General features: G+C 62.2%; 15 protein-coding genes and 1 pseudogene. 11 read left to right on the top strand and 5 right to left on the bottom strand.

The window, feature by feature from the left end:
- Positions 1-18: 18 nt before the first annotated feature.
- The 6 genes from ACX80Z_RS03000 to ACX80Z_RS03025 all read left to right on the top strand — a co-directional run bounded on the left by ACX80Z_RS03000 (position 19) and on the right by ACX80Z_RS03025 (position 6372).
- Positions 19-507, top strand: a complete 489-nt coding sequence (locus ACX80Z_RS03000) for a YajQ family cyclic di-GMP-binding protein (protein WP_019484312.1) — start codon at positions 19-21, stop codon at positions 505-507.
- A 215-nt stretch (positions 508-722) separates the two neighbouring features.
- Complete coding sequence (locus tag ACX80Z_RS03005; protein WP_024476726.1) at positions 723-1133, top strand: YybH family protein; 411 nt, start codon at positions 723-725, stop codon at positions 1131-1133.
- A gap of 5 nt (positions 1134-1138) precedes the next feature.
- Entirely contained in the window at positions 1139-2575 is a 1437-nt protein-coding gene (locus ACX80Z_RS03010) for a purine-cytosine permease family protein (RefSeq protein ID WP_459314876.1), read from the top strand.
- 25 nt (positions 2576-2600) lie between these two features.
- Complete coding sequence (locus ACX80Z_RS03015) at positions 2601-3221, top strand: cyclase family protein (protein ID WP_459314877.1); 621 nt, start codon at positions 2601-2603, stop codon at positions 3219-3221.
- A gap of 168 nt (positions 3222-3389) precedes the next feature.
- Complete coding sequence (locus tag ACX80Z_RS03020; protein WP_459314878.1) at positions 3390-5090, top strand: HNH endonuclease signature motif containing protein; 1701 nt, start codon at positions 3390-3392, stop codon at positions 5088-5090.
- A 172-nt stretch (positions 5091-5262) separates the two neighbouring features.
- Entirely contained in the window at positions 5263-6372 is a 1110-nt protein-coding gene (locus ACX80Z_RS03025) for a glycosyltransferase (RefSeq protein ID WP_459314879.1), read from the top strand.
- Positions 6373-6383: 11 nt separating this feature from the next.
- Here ACX80Z_RS03025 and ACX80Z_RS03030 read toward each other — a convergent pair whose 3' ends face one another.
- On the bottom strand, positions 6384-7124 hold the full coding sequence (locus ACX80Z_RS03030) for a hypothetical protein (protein WP_024477051.1): 741 nt from the start codon (positions 7122-7124) through the stop codon (positions 6384-6386).
- A gap of 199 nt (positions 7125-7323) precedes the next feature.
- On the opposite strand from ACX80Z_RS03030, the gene ACX80Z_RS03035 reads away from it, so the two are divergent.
- From ACX80Z_RS03035 to putP, 3 genes are all read left to right on the top strand, one after another.
- On the top strand, positions 7324-7989 hold the full coding sequence (locus ACX80Z_RS03035; protein ID WP_024477053.1) for a response regulator transcription factor: 666 nt from the start codon (positions 7324-7326) through the stop codon (positions 7987-7989).
- On the top strand, positions 7982-10066 hold the full coding sequence (locus ACX80Z_RS03040) for a sensor histidine kinase (protein ID WP_459314880.1): 2085 nt from the start codon (positions 7982-7984) through the stop codon (positions 10064-10066). The genes ACX80Z_RS03035 and ACX80Z_RS03040 overlap by 8 nt, the downstream gene beginning before the upstream one ends.
- Before the next feature lie 236 nt (positions 10067-10302).
- On the top strand, positions 10303-11814 hold the full coding sequence (gene putP, locus ACX80Z_RS03045) for a sodium/proline symporter PutP (protein ID WP_019484306.1): 1512 nt from the start codon (positions 10303-10305) through the stop codon (positions 11812-11814).
- A 90-nt stretch (positions 11815-11904) separates the two neighbouring features.
- Here putP and htpX read toward each other — a convergent pair.
- The 4 genes and pseudogenes from htpX to ACX80Z_RS03065 all read right to left on the bottom strand — a co-directional run.
- Positions 11905-12777: pseudogene (gene htpX, locus ACX80Z_RS03050) on the bottom strand (zinc metalloprotease HtpX); the annotation flags it as partial.
- A gap of 110 nt (positions 12778-12887) precedes the next feature.
- A complete protein-coding gene (locus ACX80Z_RS03055) occupies positions 12888-14168 on the bottom strand; it encodes an MFS transporter (protein WP_019481773.1) in 1281 nt (426 codons plus the stop codon).
- A gap of 302 nt (positions 14169-14470) precedes the next feature.
- Positions 14471-15178: an esterase/lipase family protein gene (locus ACX80Z_RS03060; RefSeq protein ID WP_459314884.1), complete on the bottom strand. Its 708-nt coding sequence runs from the start codon at positions 15176-15178 to the stop codon at positions 14471-14473.
- The gene (locus ACX80Z_RS03065; protein WP_459314881.1) at positions 15165-15923 is read right to left on the bottom strand and encodes an alpha/beta fold hydrolase; all 759 of its coding nucleotides are present in this window, start codon (positions 15921-15923) and stop codon (positions 15165-15167) included. The genes ACX80Z_RS03060 and ACX80Z_RS03065 overlap by 14 nt, the downstream gene beginning before the upstream one ends.
- A 105-nt stretch (positions 15924-16028) precedes the next feature.
- On the opposite strand from ACX80Z_RS03065, the gene ACX80Z_RS03070 reads away from it, so the two are divergent.
- Positions 16029-16478, top strand: a complete 450-nt coding sequence (locus ACX80Z_RS03070) for a Fur family transcriptional regulator (RefSeq protein WP_019481776.1) — start codon at positions 16029-16031, stop codon at positions 16476-16478.
- Positions 16479-16533: 55 nt separating this feature from the next.
- A complete protein-coding gene (locus ACX80Z_RS03075; RefSeq protein ID WP_019481777.1) occupies positions 16534-18027 on the top strand; it encodes a catalase in 1494 nt (497 codons plus the stop codon).
- Positions 18028-18184: the final 157 nt, after the last annotated feature.

Consider the following 18184-nt stretch of genomic DNA (forward strand, 5'->3'; position numbering starts at 1 on the left):
TACCCCCTAGGAGACATTGTGGCGAGCGAATCCACTTTCGATGTAGTTAGCAAAGTAGACAAGCAGGAAGTTGCCAACGCCCTGCACCAGGCGCAGAAGGAAATCGTCCAGCGCTACGATTTCAAGGGCATCGGCGCCGAGGTGGACTTCAGCGGTGAAATGATCCTGATGAAAGCCAACTCCGAAGAGCGTGTCCTGGCTGTCCTCGACGTCCTCCAGTCCAAGATGATCAAGCGAGGCATTTCGCTGAAATCACTGGACACCGGTGAGCCTTACGCTTCCGGCAAGGAGTTCCGCCTGGAAACCACCATCAAAGAGGGCATCGCCCAGGATGTGGCGAAGAAGATCAATAAGCTGATCCGCGATGAGGCGCCAAAGGGCGTCAAGTCCACCATCCAGGGCGACGAGCTGCGGGTCAGCTCCAAGTCCCGCGACGACCTACAAGCCACCATGGCTCTGCTGAAGAACTTCGACGAGGCTGACCTGCAGTTTGTGAACATGCGCTAAGGCACCAGCTGGCCATTGAGGTGGCGCTCCCGTACCCGGGAGCGCCACCTTTTTTGTGCTCTTTCCGATCCCCCTCTTCGGTTCGCTGTGGAAGTAACTTTGGTCAAACCTTTGACATTTGTTACCTGTGTCACTCAAACTTTGAAAACAAAAGTTGTCTGGCAGGCTACAAGGCGGCGAATCGTCGTCGACCTTTCGAGAGAAGATCGCACTCCATGACCGAAAATCAAGACTTGACTCACGACGACGTCGCAGCCGCAGCGGCTCACGTCGTCGCAGCATTCTCGCGGACCGACACCGCAACGTATTTTGCATCCTTCAGCCCCGATGCGACCTTCGTCTTCCACACTGAGAACCGAAGGCTCGAGCGGCGGTCCGAATACGAGGCCCTCTGGCAGTCATGGCTTGCCGAGGGCTGGCAGGTCACTGAGTGCCTCAGCAGTAACCCGTCCATCCAACTGCTGGGCGACACCGCGGTGTTCTGCCACGACGTCACGACCACCTTCAACACCGGAGAGACCACGGTCGAACGCGAGACGATCGTCTTCCACCGGTCCGACGACGGGTCCATCCTCGCCGTCCACGAACACTTATCCCCTCTTCCCAACTCCCCCGAAGCCAGGTAACCACCATGAGCACACAGAGCACCGGACGTACCGGCTCAGCATTTTCCCGGCTATCCAATCATCTTGAGAAGAATTCGGAGGGCTTCGGCCCCATTCGAGGCACCCTCGGCGCCGGCCGTATGGGCATGATCTGGCTGGCCGCCAACCTGGTGGTCACCACCCTGCTCACCGGGACACTGTTTGTTCCCGGAGTGAGCTGGCCCCTCGCCGTCGGGCTGATCATTCTTGGTACAGCCATTGGTGGCGCCGTTCTGGTGTTGGTGGGCAACATGGGTACCCGCACCGGGCTGCCGACGATGTCGCTGACGAAGGGGTCCTTCGGGCTCCGCGGCTCCTTCCTCCCCGTCGCCGCGAACGTGATCATCCTGATGGGCTGGAGCTGGGTTCAGGCCATGCTGGCCGGAGTGACGGTCAATTTCCTGGTGGAGCAAGCCACCGGCTTCTCCAACCCCATTCTGTTCTCGGTGCTGTGTCAGCTGTTGGTGGTGTGCCTGGCGATCTTCGGTCACGCCGGCATCGCCCGGGTGGAGCCATGGCTTGCCCTGGTCATCCTCGCCTTCATGGCGTACATCTTCGTTACGGCGTTCACCACCTTCGCCCCCTCGGAGTTCATTGACCTGCCAGCCGATCCGGAACTCGGCTGGTCCGGGGTGGTGGTACTCGACGTCGTCATCGCCACCGCAATCTCCTGGACCGTCCTGTCGGCTGAGTTCAACCGCCTGGCGAAGTCCCAGGCCGCAGGCATGATCGGTTCGGGTATCGGCTACCTGCTGTCGACGGTGCTCGCTATGGTGCTGGGCGCCACCACCGTGGCTTATCTAGTGCTCGACGGCGGCGAGGCCGTGGCGTTCGACCCCACCGCCATTGTTGCCGCCTTTGGAACACCGCTGGCCGTGGTCATCTTCCTGTCAGTGATGGCCACCAACACAATGGTGGTTTACGGCATGGTGTCCTCGGTGGTGAATATGGTGCCGTCCAGCAAGGTCAAATTCCTTCCTACGGCGCTCGTGCTGGGCGCGATCTCGATTGTTGGGTCCACCTGGTTGGCTTTGCTGGATCAGTTCACCTCTTTCCTGGTCCTCATCGGGTCGCTGTTCATCCCGGTGTTCGCTGTGATGCTGGTGGATTACTACATTGTTCGCAAGCGCCACTACAACAAGGACATCCTGCGTGGCACCGGCGGAGACTACTGGTACTTCAAGGGCGTCAATATTGCCGCGGTGGCCGTCTGGATCATTGGCGCTACTGCGTCCTTGATACTGACCTATTCATTGCCAAGCCCGATCGGCGCGACCATTCCCACCTTCATCCTTTCGGCCGGGCTGTACCTGGGGTGGGCCATCGCGGCCAAGCGGATCGTGTCCGGGACGCCCCAGCATTCGCACCTGAGCGACTCCGAGTCGCCAGCGAACGCGGATTCCGGACGCCGTGCGGCTCGTTGATCTTTCGCATCCCATTGTCAGTGGGATGCAGGTCTTTCCCGGTGACCCGGAGGTGACGATCACGGTTGCGGCCGAGATCGCCGCCGACGGGTTCCAGGTAGCCGAGGTGCATGCGGGCACCCACACCGGAACCCATCTGGACGCACCGTTGCACACGGTGCAGGGTGGCTCGTCGGTGGATCAGATCGACCTCAGCCGGCTGGTCGGCGTGGCCCGCATTGTTCGGCTTCCGGTGGTCGATGCAGGTCACGTGTTTATCTGGTCCGACGTCGAGGCACAGCTTTCCGATCTGGACTCCGTAGCGATGGTGCTGTTCCACACCGGCTGGTCGCAGCACTTCGGCACCGAGCTGTACCTGCGGCATCCAGCGTTCGACGCCGACATTGCGCTTGGTTTGTTGGATCGCGGTATTTCGGTGGTCGGCGTCGATACCCTCAACCCGGATCTCACCGACCTGTCCGGGGCTGAAGTGGATCTCCCCTTTCACCGGGCATTGCTGGGCGCCGAGGGTGTCATCGTTGAGAACCTGACCAATCTTGCGTCAGTCGATTTTGCTGACCCGTGGGTCTCGGTGCTGCCGTTGCCGTTCGCCGGAATGGACGGTTCGCCGGTCCGTGCAGTGGCGATGGAGGTCGCCGTCGGGTAAGCGCTGCTCTCCTCCCTGCAGTCAATTCACGGTTCGGAGGGTGCTCAGCGGGCGTTCCGGGGTCTGATTTCCGGTGCTGATTTTTGGTGCTGAAAATAGTTGAAATAGATTTTCTGTTGACCCTGAATCGGCCCCTGTTTTGTCAGTGCTCGATGATGGAATGGAGGTATGAAAAGCAGTAAAGCTTCTTCTGCCGGATCGGGATTCTTCCCCGAGCCGGGCCCGGATTCTGGCTCCGATTCGGCCGCTGATTCGGCTTCTGATAACGGGTCCGCGAACAGGTCCGCGGATGCTTCAGCGGGGGCGTCCGCGGGGGCGTCAGCGGGGGCTTCCGACGATCATCGTCCGGGTGGTCCACTCGGTGCCGACGCTGTGTGGACGGCCCCAGTGGTAGACGCACCCGATACCTTTGCTGATGCTGATGCTGATGCTGGATCTGTTTCTGATGGCCGGGTGCGTTCTGGTGACGGGCCACCGGCGTTGGCCGGGAAGGTGGTCCTGGCCGCGGTCGCCGGCCTGGATTCAGGCCAGACGCTGGCCGTGTTGCAGGACCTTGGCCGGCTGCGGTCCTGGGTAGATGCGCAGGAAGCGAAGGCGGTCACCCATCTTCATGACCTCACCGCCGAGTCGCACTCCTGGGTGGGTGACCCGGGGCATGCCCGTACCCTGAGCGCGTCGGAGATCGGTGCGGCCCTGCGCCTGCCGGAGCGCACGGCTGGTTCCCTGCTTGACCATAGTGAGCTGCTGGTCCGCGATTACCGGGCCACCCTGACCGCGTTGGAGGATGGCAGGTTATCGCGCCGTCACGCGTGGGCGGTGGTCGGGGAAGCGATCGGTATCCCGGATACCGTTCCCGCCGTGATGGCCGCATTCGAGGCCCAGCTCATCGGTCTGGCCTGCAAGACCACGGTGGCGAAGTTTTACCGCCAGGCCCAACGGTTACGCGACATCTTCCACCCAGAATCGATCACTCTCCGGCACCGGAAGGCTCTCCAGGACCGTCGCGTGTATCTGGACCCGGCGCAGGACGGGATGGCCTGGCTCGCAGCCTTCCTGCCTACCGAACAGGCCGCCGGGATTTTCCACCGCGTCGACACCGCAGCCCGTAACCTGCAAGGCCCCGACGAGGCCAGGACCCTCACCCAACTCAGGGCCGATGTTCTGGTGGATGTCCTCACCAGCGCCGGACCCACCGGACACATGAGTGACGCACCCGACCCAGCTGGCCCAGCTGGCCCAGCTGGCCCAGCTGGCCCTGCTGCTGCCGCTGGGACCGAACCTGGTACTGCCGCTGGGGCCGGCCCGGGTGCTGACCGGAGCTGGCCGGGAACAGCTAGTCAGCCGCGGGAGGCCGGCACGTATTGGGGTGTGCAGGCGAAGGTGTTCGTCACCGTTCCGGTGATGACTCTCCTCGGCGGGGATGCCCCGGGTGAATTGGAAGGCTATGGGCCGATTGATCCGGAGACGGCACGGCAGCTCGCCGGGCACGCACCATCGTTCACCAGGATCCTCACGCACCCCTTCACCGGGGCCAGGCTGGGCGCTGATGCGACCACGTACCGGGTCCCGCAGGACCTGAAGGATGCGGTCCGGGTTAGGGATGGGACGTGTCGGCATCCGGGATGTAACCGGTTGGCGGTGTTCTGCGAACTCGACCACACCACCCCCTGGTCCCAAGGAGGGACGACCAGCTACGGGAATCTGGCGGCCCTGTGTAAACGCCACCACATGTTCAAAACCGAAGGCTACTGGCACTACCAACAACCCGACCCCGGGACCATCATCGCGATCTCACCACTCGGCGAAACCTACCTCACCACCGCCGACCCACCACCAGCACCACCAGCCGACATGCCCCCGCCCTTTTAATCTTCCGGGCTGTGGCGGGTAATACGGCGCCGTGGGATGATCGGCCATGACAATCAGTCACTGCTATTTGTTCGCCCTCACGGATGGCGGTGGGACTGTACCTCCTGAGCTCGGGGTCGCACGTCGGCTCGTTGCTCGCGGTCACCGGGTAACGGTGCTAGCCGATGAATCGATGACCGCTCAGGTACAGGCCACGGGTGCGACGTTGAAAACCTGGACCCGGGCCGCGCCGGACGAATTCCGTGACTGGGAGCTGAAGAATCCGCTAACGCTCGCACGCACGATGGCCGATCTCATGTTCACAGGTCCTGCGCCAAGCCAGGCAACCGATACCGCCGCAGAGGTAGACACGACTCGCCCCGATCTCGTTCTCACCTCCTTTCCCGCCCTCGGCGCGATGATCGCGGCGGAGGCTCGGGGTGTGCCCTTCGACGTACTTATCCCGAATGCCTACCCGCTTCCCGCGCCGGGGATGCCGCCGTTCGGCGGCGGTCTGGCTCCCGCACACGGCCCACTGGGTCGCCTCCGGGACCGGATTGCGAACGCGGGAAGCACACTGCTCTTCGACCGCTACGCGCTGAAAGCAATCAATTCGGTTCGAGCGACAGCCGGCCTTGAGCCAGTCGCACACGTCTGGGACCAACTGCATCACGCCCGGCGACAGCTAGTGCTCACTTCGCAGGCTTTTGATTTCCCTGCCGACCTGCCAGCCAACGCGTGCTACGTCGGCCCTATCCTCGACGACCCGGCTTGGGCTGTCGACCAACCCTGGACTCCTCCAGAGGGGGGAGCTCCCCTGGTGCTGGTCGCCCTGTCTTCTACCTTCCAGAACCAGATCGACTGCATGCAGAGAATCGTTGACGCTCTCGCCACGCTCCCAGTGCGCGGACTAGTCACTACCGGACCGACAATTCGCCCTAGTGCCCTGCGCACGGCGACGAACGTGATAGTTGTGAACTCAGCGCCCCACACCGCGATCTTGCGCGACGCCTCACTAGTCATCACTCATGGCGGCCATGGAACAGTGATCAAAACCCTGTCCGCCGGACTGCCGATGGTGATCCTCCATCACGGCCGCGATCAGGCGGATAACTCTCGCCGTGTGACTGACAGGGGTGCGGGAATCGCGGTATCGCGCCGGGCGCCAGTAGAGCGGATCGCGCGGGCAGTGGCAGAGATTCTCGCATCACCTGTGTACCGCGAGTCGGCGGAACGACTCGGGCATGCTGTGGTCGCCGAGGCGTCGAACAACGGGCTACTTGACGCGCTCGAGAGGATATGACCCGCGTTGCTTTAGCGGGACGAATCGTGGGAGTGCGGCCCCAGCTCCCAGCTGTCATTCGGCGTTCTTAACAGCTTCCAGGCGAGGAACGCCATCCCAAGCGTCGTGAGGTTCCAGGCGAGAAGATCAACCCACCGAATGTCGGTGATAACAGCAAAGAGGTGGAGCGGTTGGGAGATAATCAGCAGGAGCGCGACAATTCGGGGCATCAGCCGGGCTCGGAAACACAGGATACCCAGCAGGACGACTCCGACTATGTGCCCGATGATGAAGACCGTCAGCAGCAAGTCCTGACTCGGAAGACTCAGCAATTCATCACTGAGCGCACTGACTTGCTCTGGCGTCAGCCCAATTTTGGTGGCCGCCAGCAGCGCGGCATCCATCCCCGTCAAAACACTCAGTGCAAGATACCCGGGAATGAGAAATACGCCGGTTGCAAGCGAGAGGCCTGGGCGGTGTCTCCTCGTCAGTTGCAGAGCTGCCCACGCTCCAGGCAGGAGAGTGAACAACGCAACGACCCCCAACCAGAGAACGGTTTGCTGCACAGCCTGGTTCACGGCGATGGTTTCGCCCACCGGAGCTCCAGGCAGAAGGAACCGAATAAATGACACTGCGATGGGGCCGAGAGGCAAGAGAATAGCCGCAAGCATTCGGTCGAAGGTGCGATAGTCGCGAACCCTTCGCACCTTCGGCTTCCGGGTGGTCACGGAGGTTGCTTGTGGAAGGGCAGCCTGGTGGGATTCGGGGGACATGATGGGATCTTTCCGATGGGATGAAGCCTGCAGTGCGGGCGGGCAACTGATGATTGCCTACTCCCAGCATCGTTGGGTCATGCAACGGGCGGATGAGGACCAGCCCCCCCCTATCCCGATTTCGGGCAGGAACTTCTGCCCGGTCGCCCTGGGGGCACACACCCTACCCACCCCGACTTCAGGAGTGCATAATCAGACCATGGCAAGCTCCCGTCAGCATCCAGACGTCATCAGGGTGCTGCTCGCGGATGATCATCCCGTGGTGCGTCATGGTCTTAACGCACTCCTCAGCACCTTCCGTGGCATGGAGGTTGTTGGTCAGGTGGGGTCCGGGCGTGAGGCCGTGCGGGAAGCAGCGTTACTGACCCCCGACGTCGTCGTAATGGACCTGCGCATGCCCGATTTGGGCGGCATTCAAGCCGCGGAGCAAATCCTGCGTCACAATCCGAGCGTCGGGATTCTCATTCTGACCATGTTCGACGACGACGAAATGGTGGTGGATGCCATCCAGGCCGGAGTTCGCGGCTACCTGGTGAAGGGAGCCGAACAAGAGGAGATCGAGCGAGCCATCCGAGCGGTTGCCGCCGGAGAGGCAATATTCAGCAGCGCCGTAGTGGCAGGAGCGCTGGGCCGCCGTGCGTCGCCGTCGGCCGCTATCCCCTTGCAGCAGATCACCCTCCGTGAGCGTGAAGTGCTAGATCTCATCGCAGCGGGCATCGGCAATGAGGACATCTCCCGCCGTCTGCAGCTCGCTCCCAAGACCGTGGGAAATCACGTTTCATCGATCTTTCACAAACTCGGAGTGGCGACTCGGAGCCAGGCGATCGTCCTCGCTCGAGAGGCCGGGTTGGGCCGTAGTGTCTGAGCTTTCGGTGGTTCACGATTCGGTCCTCCCAATACCGGGTGAACCGCATGGTCGGCGAGCGGTCACCGCAATCGCTGGTATTGGTGCCTTGATGGTCGTCTTCGTCGTGATTGCGGCAATAGGTTCTGGCACAGGTTCAGACCTTCTGGTCGAGAGCTACACCTTGACCAACACCACGATCGGCATCAGTTTGCTCGGATCGGGAAGCCTCATCGGATGGTTCCGTCCCTCGAACGCCGTTGGTTGGCTTTTCCTTGCCTGTGGGAGCGGCCACCTGCTGAGCGCAACCGTTGCGGTCTTGCTACTACTCGGCACAGCTGCCGGGTGGCCAACACTCTTGACCCGGACCCTGACAACGCTGTTCCACGCTGGCTGGATCATCGGGATCCCCGGCCTGTTCCTCCTGGCTCTGTTACTTTTTCCGACCGGACAGCTCCTTTCTCGCCGGTGGATGCCGGTGGCAGCGGCGATCATAGCCACCACCGGGTACAACGTCACCGCTGCTGCGTTGTCCTCCGAGTCCCTGCTGGGGAGCTCAGCAACGGTATCGGTGCTTTCTTCTGGCTATCGCGCCCCCGAGCCGGTGGAACTTGCACTGAATTTCGTGAGCGCAGCATTGTTCGCCCTGGTCACGGTCTCACTCGTTGTGCGCTACAGAAGGGGTGGCGAAGAAGCCAGGCGCCAGTTGCTCTGGCTTATCCTCGCCGTTGTCGCCGTCGGTCTACTCAATTCCCAACGATGGATCACTGGCGACGGGCCCATATTGCTCCTCCTCAGTATCGGCCTTATCCCCGTTGCGGTTGCTATCGCCATTGTGCGCTATCGCCTACTTGATATCCGGCTGGTGTTGTCTCGTACCCTCGTATACACGCTGGCAGTGGCCACGACAATCGTGGTGTATGGCGCGATAGTAGGCGCCTTTGCCCTGCTGTTCCCCTCTGAGAACGATCTGGAAGCCGCCACTCTGGCGGTTATCCTCGTTGCCGTCGCGTTCAATCCAGTGAGGCTGCTTCTCCATCGGCTGATCAGTCGGGCATTTTACGGTTCCAGGGCTGACATCGCTGGCACTGCGTTGAAGGTGGCTGACCGCATCCAGGGCTCCGGCGATGACCTCAGCGCCCTCCTTGACGGCCCCCGAGCCGACCTCCGATTGCCCTACCTTGCCGTCAAGAAGGAGTCGGATGCCACGCTGATCGCCTCATCCGGGGAGTTGGAGGACCATGCCCGGCTGGCCGCCGTTCCCCTGCGCTATCGCGGCAAGAAACGCGCGACTCTCCTTGTCGGATTACGTCGCGGCGAGTGGAAGTTGCATGACTCAGACCTGCGGGTGCTCTCCCTGATAGCCGCGCCGCTGGCGGTTGCCCAGCACGCTATTGAGCTGACAGAAGAGGTGCGTGCTGCCCGTGCCTCAACGGTGCAGGCAAGGGAGTGGGAGCGTAAGCGTCTCCATCGCGAACTTCACGACGGCCTCGGGCCGGATCTGACGAGCATCGCTCTGCGTGCCGATGCTGCGTACAATCTGATTCCGAACGATCCGGACCTGGCTTTGGTACACCTGGCAGAACTGCGTCAGCAGGTGCGATCGTCAATCAATGACGTGCGTCGCGTCGTCTACGGACTTCGGCCGATGGAACTCGACAGGCTTGGATTTGTCGAAGCCATTCGTCGAAAGATTGCGAACGCGAACGGAGATGTTGGCCGTGCGCTTTCCGTCAGCGGCATCCTGCCCGACATCGTCCCTGAACTTTCGCCAGCTACGGAACTGGCAACATACCGAATCGTGAGCGAGGGGCTTGAAAACGTGCTGCGGCATTCGGATGCTACCTCGTGCACGGTCACGATCTCGGTGGCCGATGACCTCAGGATCTCGGTGAAGGATAACGGTAGCCCGGTAACGACGTGGATCCGCGGAGTCGGAATCAACTCGATAGTCGATCGGGCAGAGGAGCTCGGTGGGTCGGCGTCGGTCAGTGCGGCCTCCACCGGCTGGCGGGTCGAGGCCTGTATTCCGTTTCCGGCTACGAATGAGGCTGCAACGCAGGACAGCATTTCCAAAACCAACGGTTCATTCCGATAGCCCCTCGAAAGTCACCACCACTGCGCTGGTCGACCAGAGGGACCAGCGCAGTGGTTGACGGGCAGCCGCGACTTAGAACGCCGTCGGCCCGCCCTATCTGAGTACTCGGCGTAAGGGGTATCGGGCACATTTGGTGCATGTGATTCCTATCACCTAATTAGCTAATAACGCCCGTCTTTGGCATAGTCGGGCGCTGCACTCAGCAAATTCCAAGAAAAATGTGAGAGGACCCCGTCATGCCCGACCAGACATTCCAAATCATCGCGATGGTGATCTATATGAGCGCCATGCTCGGAATCGGATGGTATGCCTTCAGGAAGACCTCGGATCTCGACGACTACATGCTCGCCGGCCGTGGACTCAAACCGGGTGTGGCAGCCCTCAGCGCCGGAGCCTCAGACATGTCAGGGTGGCTCCTCCTCGGACTACCGGGAGCCATTTATGTGTCGGGTTTGATCGAAATCTGGATAGCCATCGGTCTGACCGCCGGCGCATGGCTGAACTGGAAATTTGTCGCCCCAAGACTACGCAGCTACACCGAGGTCTCGAACAATTCGATTACGGTGCCAAGTTTCCTTGAGAACAGGCTGAAAGATAAGTCACGGATCCTGCGGGTCGTTTCCGGAATCATCATCCTCGTGTTCTTCACCTTCTACGTCTCATCCGGGATGGTGGCGGGCGGACTCTTCTTCGAAAGCTCCTTCAACTCCAACTACACCGTCGGCATGATCATCGTCGCCGCGATTACCATCGCCTACACCCTGTTCGGCGGCTTCATGGGAGCAACCTACACCGACGTTGCCCAGGGCGTGCTGATGCTGGTGGCCCTGATCCTCGTTCCGATCATCGGTCTCATTGAGGTAGGCGGCTTCGGCGGCCTGACCGATTCCATCCGCGAAGTCGATCCATCCTTCCTGAACATCGTCGCCGGCGGATCAACGGTAGCCATCATCTCGGCGGCATCCTGGGGTCTCGGCTACTTCGGACAGCCCCACATCATCGTTCGGTTCATGGCGATGCGCACCCCTCAGGATGCAGTTGCCGGACGCCGGATTGGTGTGGGCTGGATGGTCCTGACCGTTATCGGCGCCATCTCCACCGCACTGGTCGGCATCGCCTACTTCCAGCAAAACCCGAACCTGTCACTCACCGATCCGGAAGCAGTGTTCCTCGACCTGTCGCAGGCCTTCTTCCACCCCTTCGTGGCGGGCATCATCCTCGCGGCAGTTCTCGCGGCAGTCATGAGCACCATCTCCTCACAGCTCGTGGTCTGCTCATCGGCACTCGTTGAAGACCTCTACAACATGGTCTCCAAACGCACCCTGACCAACAAGCAGGGCGTTGTACTTGGCCGCCTCGGCGTCCTGGTCGTGGCAGTTGTCGCAATCGTCCTGGCCTCCGGCCGCAGCGAGTCAATCCTCTCCCTGGTCGCCTTCGCGTGGGCCGGCTTCGGTGCCGCATTCGGTCCGACCGTCCTGCTGGCCCTGTACTGGAAGAAGCTCAGCATGCCTGGCGCCCTCGCCGGCATGGTTGCTGGCGCCGTCGTGGTCTTCGTCTGGGGCAACTCGCCCCTGGCCGACACCATGTACGAGATTGTCCCCGGCTTCTTCCTCAACCTGATCGTCGCCATCGTGGTCAGCAAACTCACCTGGAAGGCAAACGCCGAGATCGAAACCGAATTCGATCTGGCCGTCAAAGGCACCCGCTCCTTCAAGCGGATTGCTGCTGAAGACAAGGTCACCGTCTAGGTCAGCACCAGAACAACCGCACGTACGACGACGGCGGGGTCTCCCAGACAAGGAAGCGCCGCCCCTGTCGTGGGTTAGAAAGAAATCACACAGCGTTTGGCCGGCCATCCGCTCGAGTCGCTGGACGCGATCGTCCATTGGCGGGTGACTGGCGAACATCTTCTGGACGCCACCGCCCTTGAAAGGGTTGGCGATCATCAGGTGCGAGGTGTTGACGAGCTGCTGGCTCTGCGGCAGGGGTGCCTGCTGCGTGCCGCGCTCCAGCTTCCGCAGCGCCGAAGCCAAGGCGAGCGGGTCGCCGGTGAGCTTGGCGCCATCCTCATCGGCGTCGTATTCGCGGGTCCGGCCGATGGCTGAGCGCACCAGCACGGCGGCGAAGGGCGCCAGGATCGCGAGGAGGATCGCAGCGATGGGGTTCCCGCCGGAGTTCCGGTTGCCGCCCATCATGCCGGTGAACGCGAACATCTGCGCCACCGAGGTGATCACACCGGCCACCGCGGCTGCCATCGAGCTGAGCAGGATGTCGCGGTTGTACACGTGCATCAGCTCGTGTCCCAGCACGCCGCGCAGTTCTCGCTCATTCAGCAGATTCAGGATGCCCTGCGTGCAGCAGACCGCTGAGTTCTCGGGGTTACGGCCGGTAGCGAAGGCGTTGGGCGCCATGGTGGGTGAAACGTACAGGCGCGGCATTGGCTTGTTTGCTTTGGTACTGAGCTCGCGCACAATGCGGTACATGGCCGGAGCCTGCTGCTCGGTCACCGGCATTGCCTTCATCGCCCGAATGGCGAGCTTGTCGCTGTTCCAGTAGCTGTACGCCACCGAACCCACGCCGATCAGCGCGAAGATCCAGATGAAGGCTGAACTGCCCGTGGCACCGGCAATAACAGCACCAAAGACCAGGAAGATACCCATAAGGGCGCCAAACAGCATTACCGTCTTGGCGCCATTGAAATGATTATGCACTGAAACTGCCAACTCCTTGAGTATCGGTCGTTCATCCCTTACAACGCACCGAATAACTGGACTGTTCCACATCCGGCGCTATTCACAGACCATGATGTTCTGGCCCGCGGTTACGGTTCGGGGTTACGTGAATCGTACTGCGCAAAGCGTGGTTGGCGCTTCATCAAAATGATGACCAACACAATGCAGAGCAACCCGCCACAAACTGCAGTCCAGCCCTCGCCCAGCCACTCGGCGTTTCCGCCAGCCACCATGTCACCCAACCGCGGGCCACCGGCCACGACGACGATGAACACTCCCTGCAGGCGGCCCCTCATCGCATCGGGGGTAGCCGACTGCAGGATGGTGCTGCGGAAAACGCCGCTGATGGAATCGGAGATCCCGGCGAAGACCAGGCAGATCGCCGCCGGGATGATCCACGGGGACAGGGTGTCGGGCGCGGCGGCCTGAGAGTTGCCCGCCATCACCACCACCAGCCCGAAGGCACTCACCGAGGCTCCCCACCCAATCACCGACCACATCACGGCCAGACCTTGCCGGTGAATATGGCCCAACGGCCCGGAGAACAACCCCGCGAGGACAGCCCCGACGGCAACAGAGGCCAACAGGATCCCGACTGTCAGCTCGCCGCCGCCAATGAGTACCGCCCCGATCGCTGGCAGCAACGCCCGCGGCTGGGCCATCACCATGGCTGCGAGGTCAATCAGGAACGTCATCCGGATATTGGGCCGCGTACCCAGATATCTGAATCCCTCAAGCACCGTGGCGAGGCCAGCTTTCCGGACCTTGCCTTCCGGGGGCATCGGGGGCAGCTTGAACAGTGCCCACAGCGCTGCGGTGAAGGTGACGACGTCGACCGTATAGGTCCAGCCGTATCCCACCTGAGCAACCAGCAACCCGGCGAACAATGGACCCACGGTCATCGCCAATCCGAAGGTGATCATGCTGAGCGCGTTGGCGGCCGGCAGCAGTTCGGGACGGACGAGTCGCGGAATGATTGCGGTCCGGGTGGGTTGGTTGATTCCTGCGGCGCCCGAGTGGACTGCCACCAGGGCGTAGAGCAGCCACACGTTCTCGATGCCCGCCCAGGCCTGCGCGGCGATCGCCATGGTGCTGCCCCACAGGAAGAATCCGGAGACCAGAGCCACTTTGCGCCGGTCATGCGCATCAGCAATCGCACCGCCGTAAAGTCCGGCAACCACCAGCGGCACCAGGGCGAACAACCCCAGCAGGCCAACGCTCAGGCTGGACTCGGTCAGGCTGTATACCTGCAGGCTCACAGCGACAAGGGTCAGCTGAGTGCCGACCGCTGAAAGCGCCATCCCGAAGAACAGTCTGCGGAACGCAGGGCTCTCTTTCAGAGGGGTGATATCGGCGAGGAGTCTGGGCACTTATGAAGTGTAACGGCGAAGTGGTTTCCTCCAGCAACCAACGATCCTGGAGCATGGAACCCGGCTGAGCAACCACTGCGTTTCCATCGCAGCCGATACCGGCAACCGCGCCACACACCGGCGAACGCAGCAGATATACCGGGGGCGTTCGCCGGTATATCTGCTGCGTTCGCCGGGATCGGGGGCGAACCTCTCCGGCGCGGGACTCCGGGCGTGCCGCGGGTCGGGGCACCAGGCAAACAAACCGGGCGCGGACTCTCGGCAAGGACCGGAGCGCTTAGGTCGAACGAGCTATCTGCCGCTCAGCCCGTACTGGAGCCGTGGTCGGCGATCGACTGGTCGACGACGCCGAGCAGCCGCTTGTCGCCGATGATCCTGAAGTGCCCCATGGTCGGCAGCTGAATATTCTCGGCTCCTGGCAGCTGGCTGCCCTGCGGAATATGGGGGTCGAAGCTGCTGTAGATGGAGGTGATCCGGGCGTTTGACTCAATATTGGCCAGCTGGGTGCGGAGGAACTTGTTCCCCGGTGAGAACGCCCTGATACTCGGCAGGATGAAGAAATTCGCGTAGATGGAACCCGAGAACGGCGAGTTGATGGCGATCAGTTGCCGCACGCGGTCTCCGCTGTCGGGCTGCGTCATCACGTATTTTCCAATAAGCCCGCCCTTGCTGTGGGCCACGAGCACAACATCGGTCAGGTCGTGGGCCGCCAGATATTCAGCAACGTACCTTCCCATGGACTGGACGGTGCCCCGGTTGTACCCGAGCTGCTGGACCACATGGACCGGGTGGCCAGCCGACGCCAGATGAGCCGCGACCGGGCGCATGAACTGCCAGGTTTCGTAGATGCCGGGAATGAGAAGCACCGGCGGACCGGCCTCACGGTCGGCACCACGGTCGGGGATCAGGTATCTGGCTGGATCCTCCCGGAAGAGGAACCCGTGCACCTGCCAATACCCTACGTAGACGTAGTCCAGCACCCACGACCAGGCTCGTTTAGCGAGCAACACGTGATGTTTCGCCAAGGCAGAATCGGGCGGTGGGTTCGGGTGAGCGATACATCATCACATGGGGCTCCCCCTGGATTTCCCCGGTTGTCACGTCCTGACCGGTGGCCGCCAGTCGACTAAGCCAGTCGGCGGGCACAATCGGGTCGCGGCTTCCCCGCACCAGAGTGACCGGACAGGCAATTTCCGGCAGCGCGTCCTCCAGCCGGTGTTCCAGCATGGAAGGCAGAGTCTTCAGATACCACGTCATCCCGGCCCGGAAATAGTCGGAAATCACAATGTAGTTAGCCACCGGCGACTCCCGCAGGGTGTCTTGCGCCAGACGCATCATCTGCGTGGCAGCGGTCCGCTCCCGATCGTTGATGGTTGGCGCGAGCAGCACCAGCCGGCCCACCAACTCGGGGGCAGCACGCACCGCCTCCGCGGCAACCTGGGAGCCCATTGAGTGTCCGACGACGACGGCGTCGCGCACTCCGAGGATCCGCATCACAGCAGCGGCAATACCGCCAAACTCCTTGACCGTGAGTCGGCGCCGCGGCGCGGGCATCGCCCCGAACCCGGGCAGCTCAATGGCGTGCACGGTGCAGGTCCGGGCAAGGCGTTCGGCAAGCGGTTCGAAATAGCGGGTGGAGACCCCGATCCCATGAATCAGGACCACCTCGCGGCTGCCAGTTCCGACGGTCCTGACCGAACAGGAAACCCCGTCCACTACGACGGTTTGGGAGTGCTCCCAGATGGATCGGCTCATGAACATCCCTCTCAGTGATCTACTAACGGTACCCAACACCCGACCACCCCAACGCCACCGGCGCGCCTATTATGAGTTTCTCAGAATAAATGGTTGACTGAGGTCATGACCGAGATGGCAACACAACCGGAAGTCGCCGAGGCGCAGTGGGCTACCGCCCTGCGTGCCAACGGGCGCCGGGTGACCCGCCAGCGCCTCGCGGTGCTGGCCGCCGTCGACCTGTCCCCCCATGCCACCACCGAGGACATCGCCGCCAGCGTCCGCGTCGATTTACCCGACATCACCGTGCAATCCGTGTACGTGGTGTTGGCCGATCTGACCGCACTGGGATTGCTGCGCCGGATCGAAACGCCCCACTCTCCCGCCCGGTACGAGACCCGCGTGGACGATAACCATCATCATGCCGTCTGCACCGGCTGCGGCCGCATCGAGGACGTCGATTGCGCCGTCGGCCACGCGCCCTGCCTGACCCCGCAGTGGCCGGAAGGCGCCAGCCCGATGACGATCCAGATTGCCGACGTCGTCTACCAGGGCCTTTGCGCCGATTGTCGCTAGTTCCACCCCTCACAGACCACCCCAAAGTCACTAACCGCACCAACAAAGGAGCCTTATGTCTTCGAACTTCAGCACCACCCAATCCGGAGCACCAGTCATTGATGACGCCAACTCGTCCAGCCTCGGCCGCGACGGTGCCATTCCCCTGACCGATCACTACCTGATCGAGAAGCTGGCACAGTTCAACCGCGAGCGTGTCCCCGAGCGCGTGGTCCACGCCAAGGGCGGCGGCGCGTTCGGTACCTTCGAGGTCACCTCGGACGTCAGCGAATACACCAAGGCGTCGCTGTTCCAGCCAGGTGCTGTCACCGAGACGCTCCTGCGGTTCTCCTCGGTTGCCGGCGAGCAGGGCTCACCCGACACCTGGCGTGACCCCCGCGGGTTCGCCCTGAAGTTCTACACCGACGAGGGTAACTACGACCTGGTCGGCAACAACACCCCCGTCTTCTTCATCCGGGACGGCATCAAGTTCCCGGACTTCATCCACTCACAGAAGCGCCTGCCGGGCACCAACCTGCGCGACGCCGACATGCAGTGGGACTTCTGGACCCTCAGCCCCGAGTCAGCACACCAGGTGACCTGGCTGATGGGCGATCGCGGTCTGCCCAACTCCTGGCGCACCATGAATGGCTACGGATCGCACACCTTCATGTGGATCAACGAAGCCGGCGTGAAGTCCTGGGTCAAGTACCACTTCAAGTCCAACCAGGGCCACGAGGTGCTGACCGGAGACCAGGCCGAGGCGCTTGCCGGCTCGGACGCCGATCACCACCTGCGCGACCTGTCGGAGAACATCGCCGCTGGCAACTTCCCCAGCTGGGACCTCAAGGTCCAGATCATGCCGTACGACGACGCTAAGGACTACCGCTTCAACCCGTTCGACCTCACCAAAGTCTGGCCGCAGGGCGACTACCCGCTGATCCCCGTCGGCAAGCTCACCCTGAACCGCAACCCGGAGAACTACTTCGCGCAGATCGAGCAGGCCGCTTTCGCGCCGTCGAACTTCGTCCCCGGTATCGCAGCCAGCCCCGACCGCATGCTGCAGGCACGGATCTTCTCCTACGCTGACGCACACCGCTACCGCGTGGGCACCAACCACGCACAGCTGCCCGTGAATGCGCCGAAGAACGAGGTCCGCAACTACTCGAAGGACGGAGCGGCGCGCTACGACTTCAACTCGCCCTCCACCCCGGTCTACGCCCCGAACTCGGTGGGCGGCCCCGCGGCTGACCCGGCGCAGTACGGTCCACACGGCGGCTGGGAGAACGACGGCGATCTGGTACGCGCCGCGCATTCCCTCCACGCTGAAGACGACGACTTCGGCCAGGCCGGCACCCTGTACCGCGAGGTGTTCGACGACGGTGAGCGGGCTCGCTTCCTCGAGACCATCACCGGTGCCGTCGGCGGCGTCACCATCGACGCCATCCGGGAACGGGCCATCCAGTACTGGACCAACGTCGACGTTGAACTCGGTGCCAAGCTTCGTGCGGCACTCGGGGCCGACGCCTCCGGTGGCAGCACCCAGGCCGAAGCAGCCAACAAGGTCTAACCGACTCACCGCCCACTAGTGGGTTGAAAAAGGCGGGTCCTGGTTCTGAACTGCTCCCCGATAGTTGGACTGAGAATTCAGTTCTGATTTACGGGGAGCAGTTCATGTTTGAGAGCAGTTCATTATCGGAGGACCAGCGTCAGGCCGCGGTAGCGTT

The organism is Arthrobacter sp. TMT4-20 (assembly GCF_054510775.1).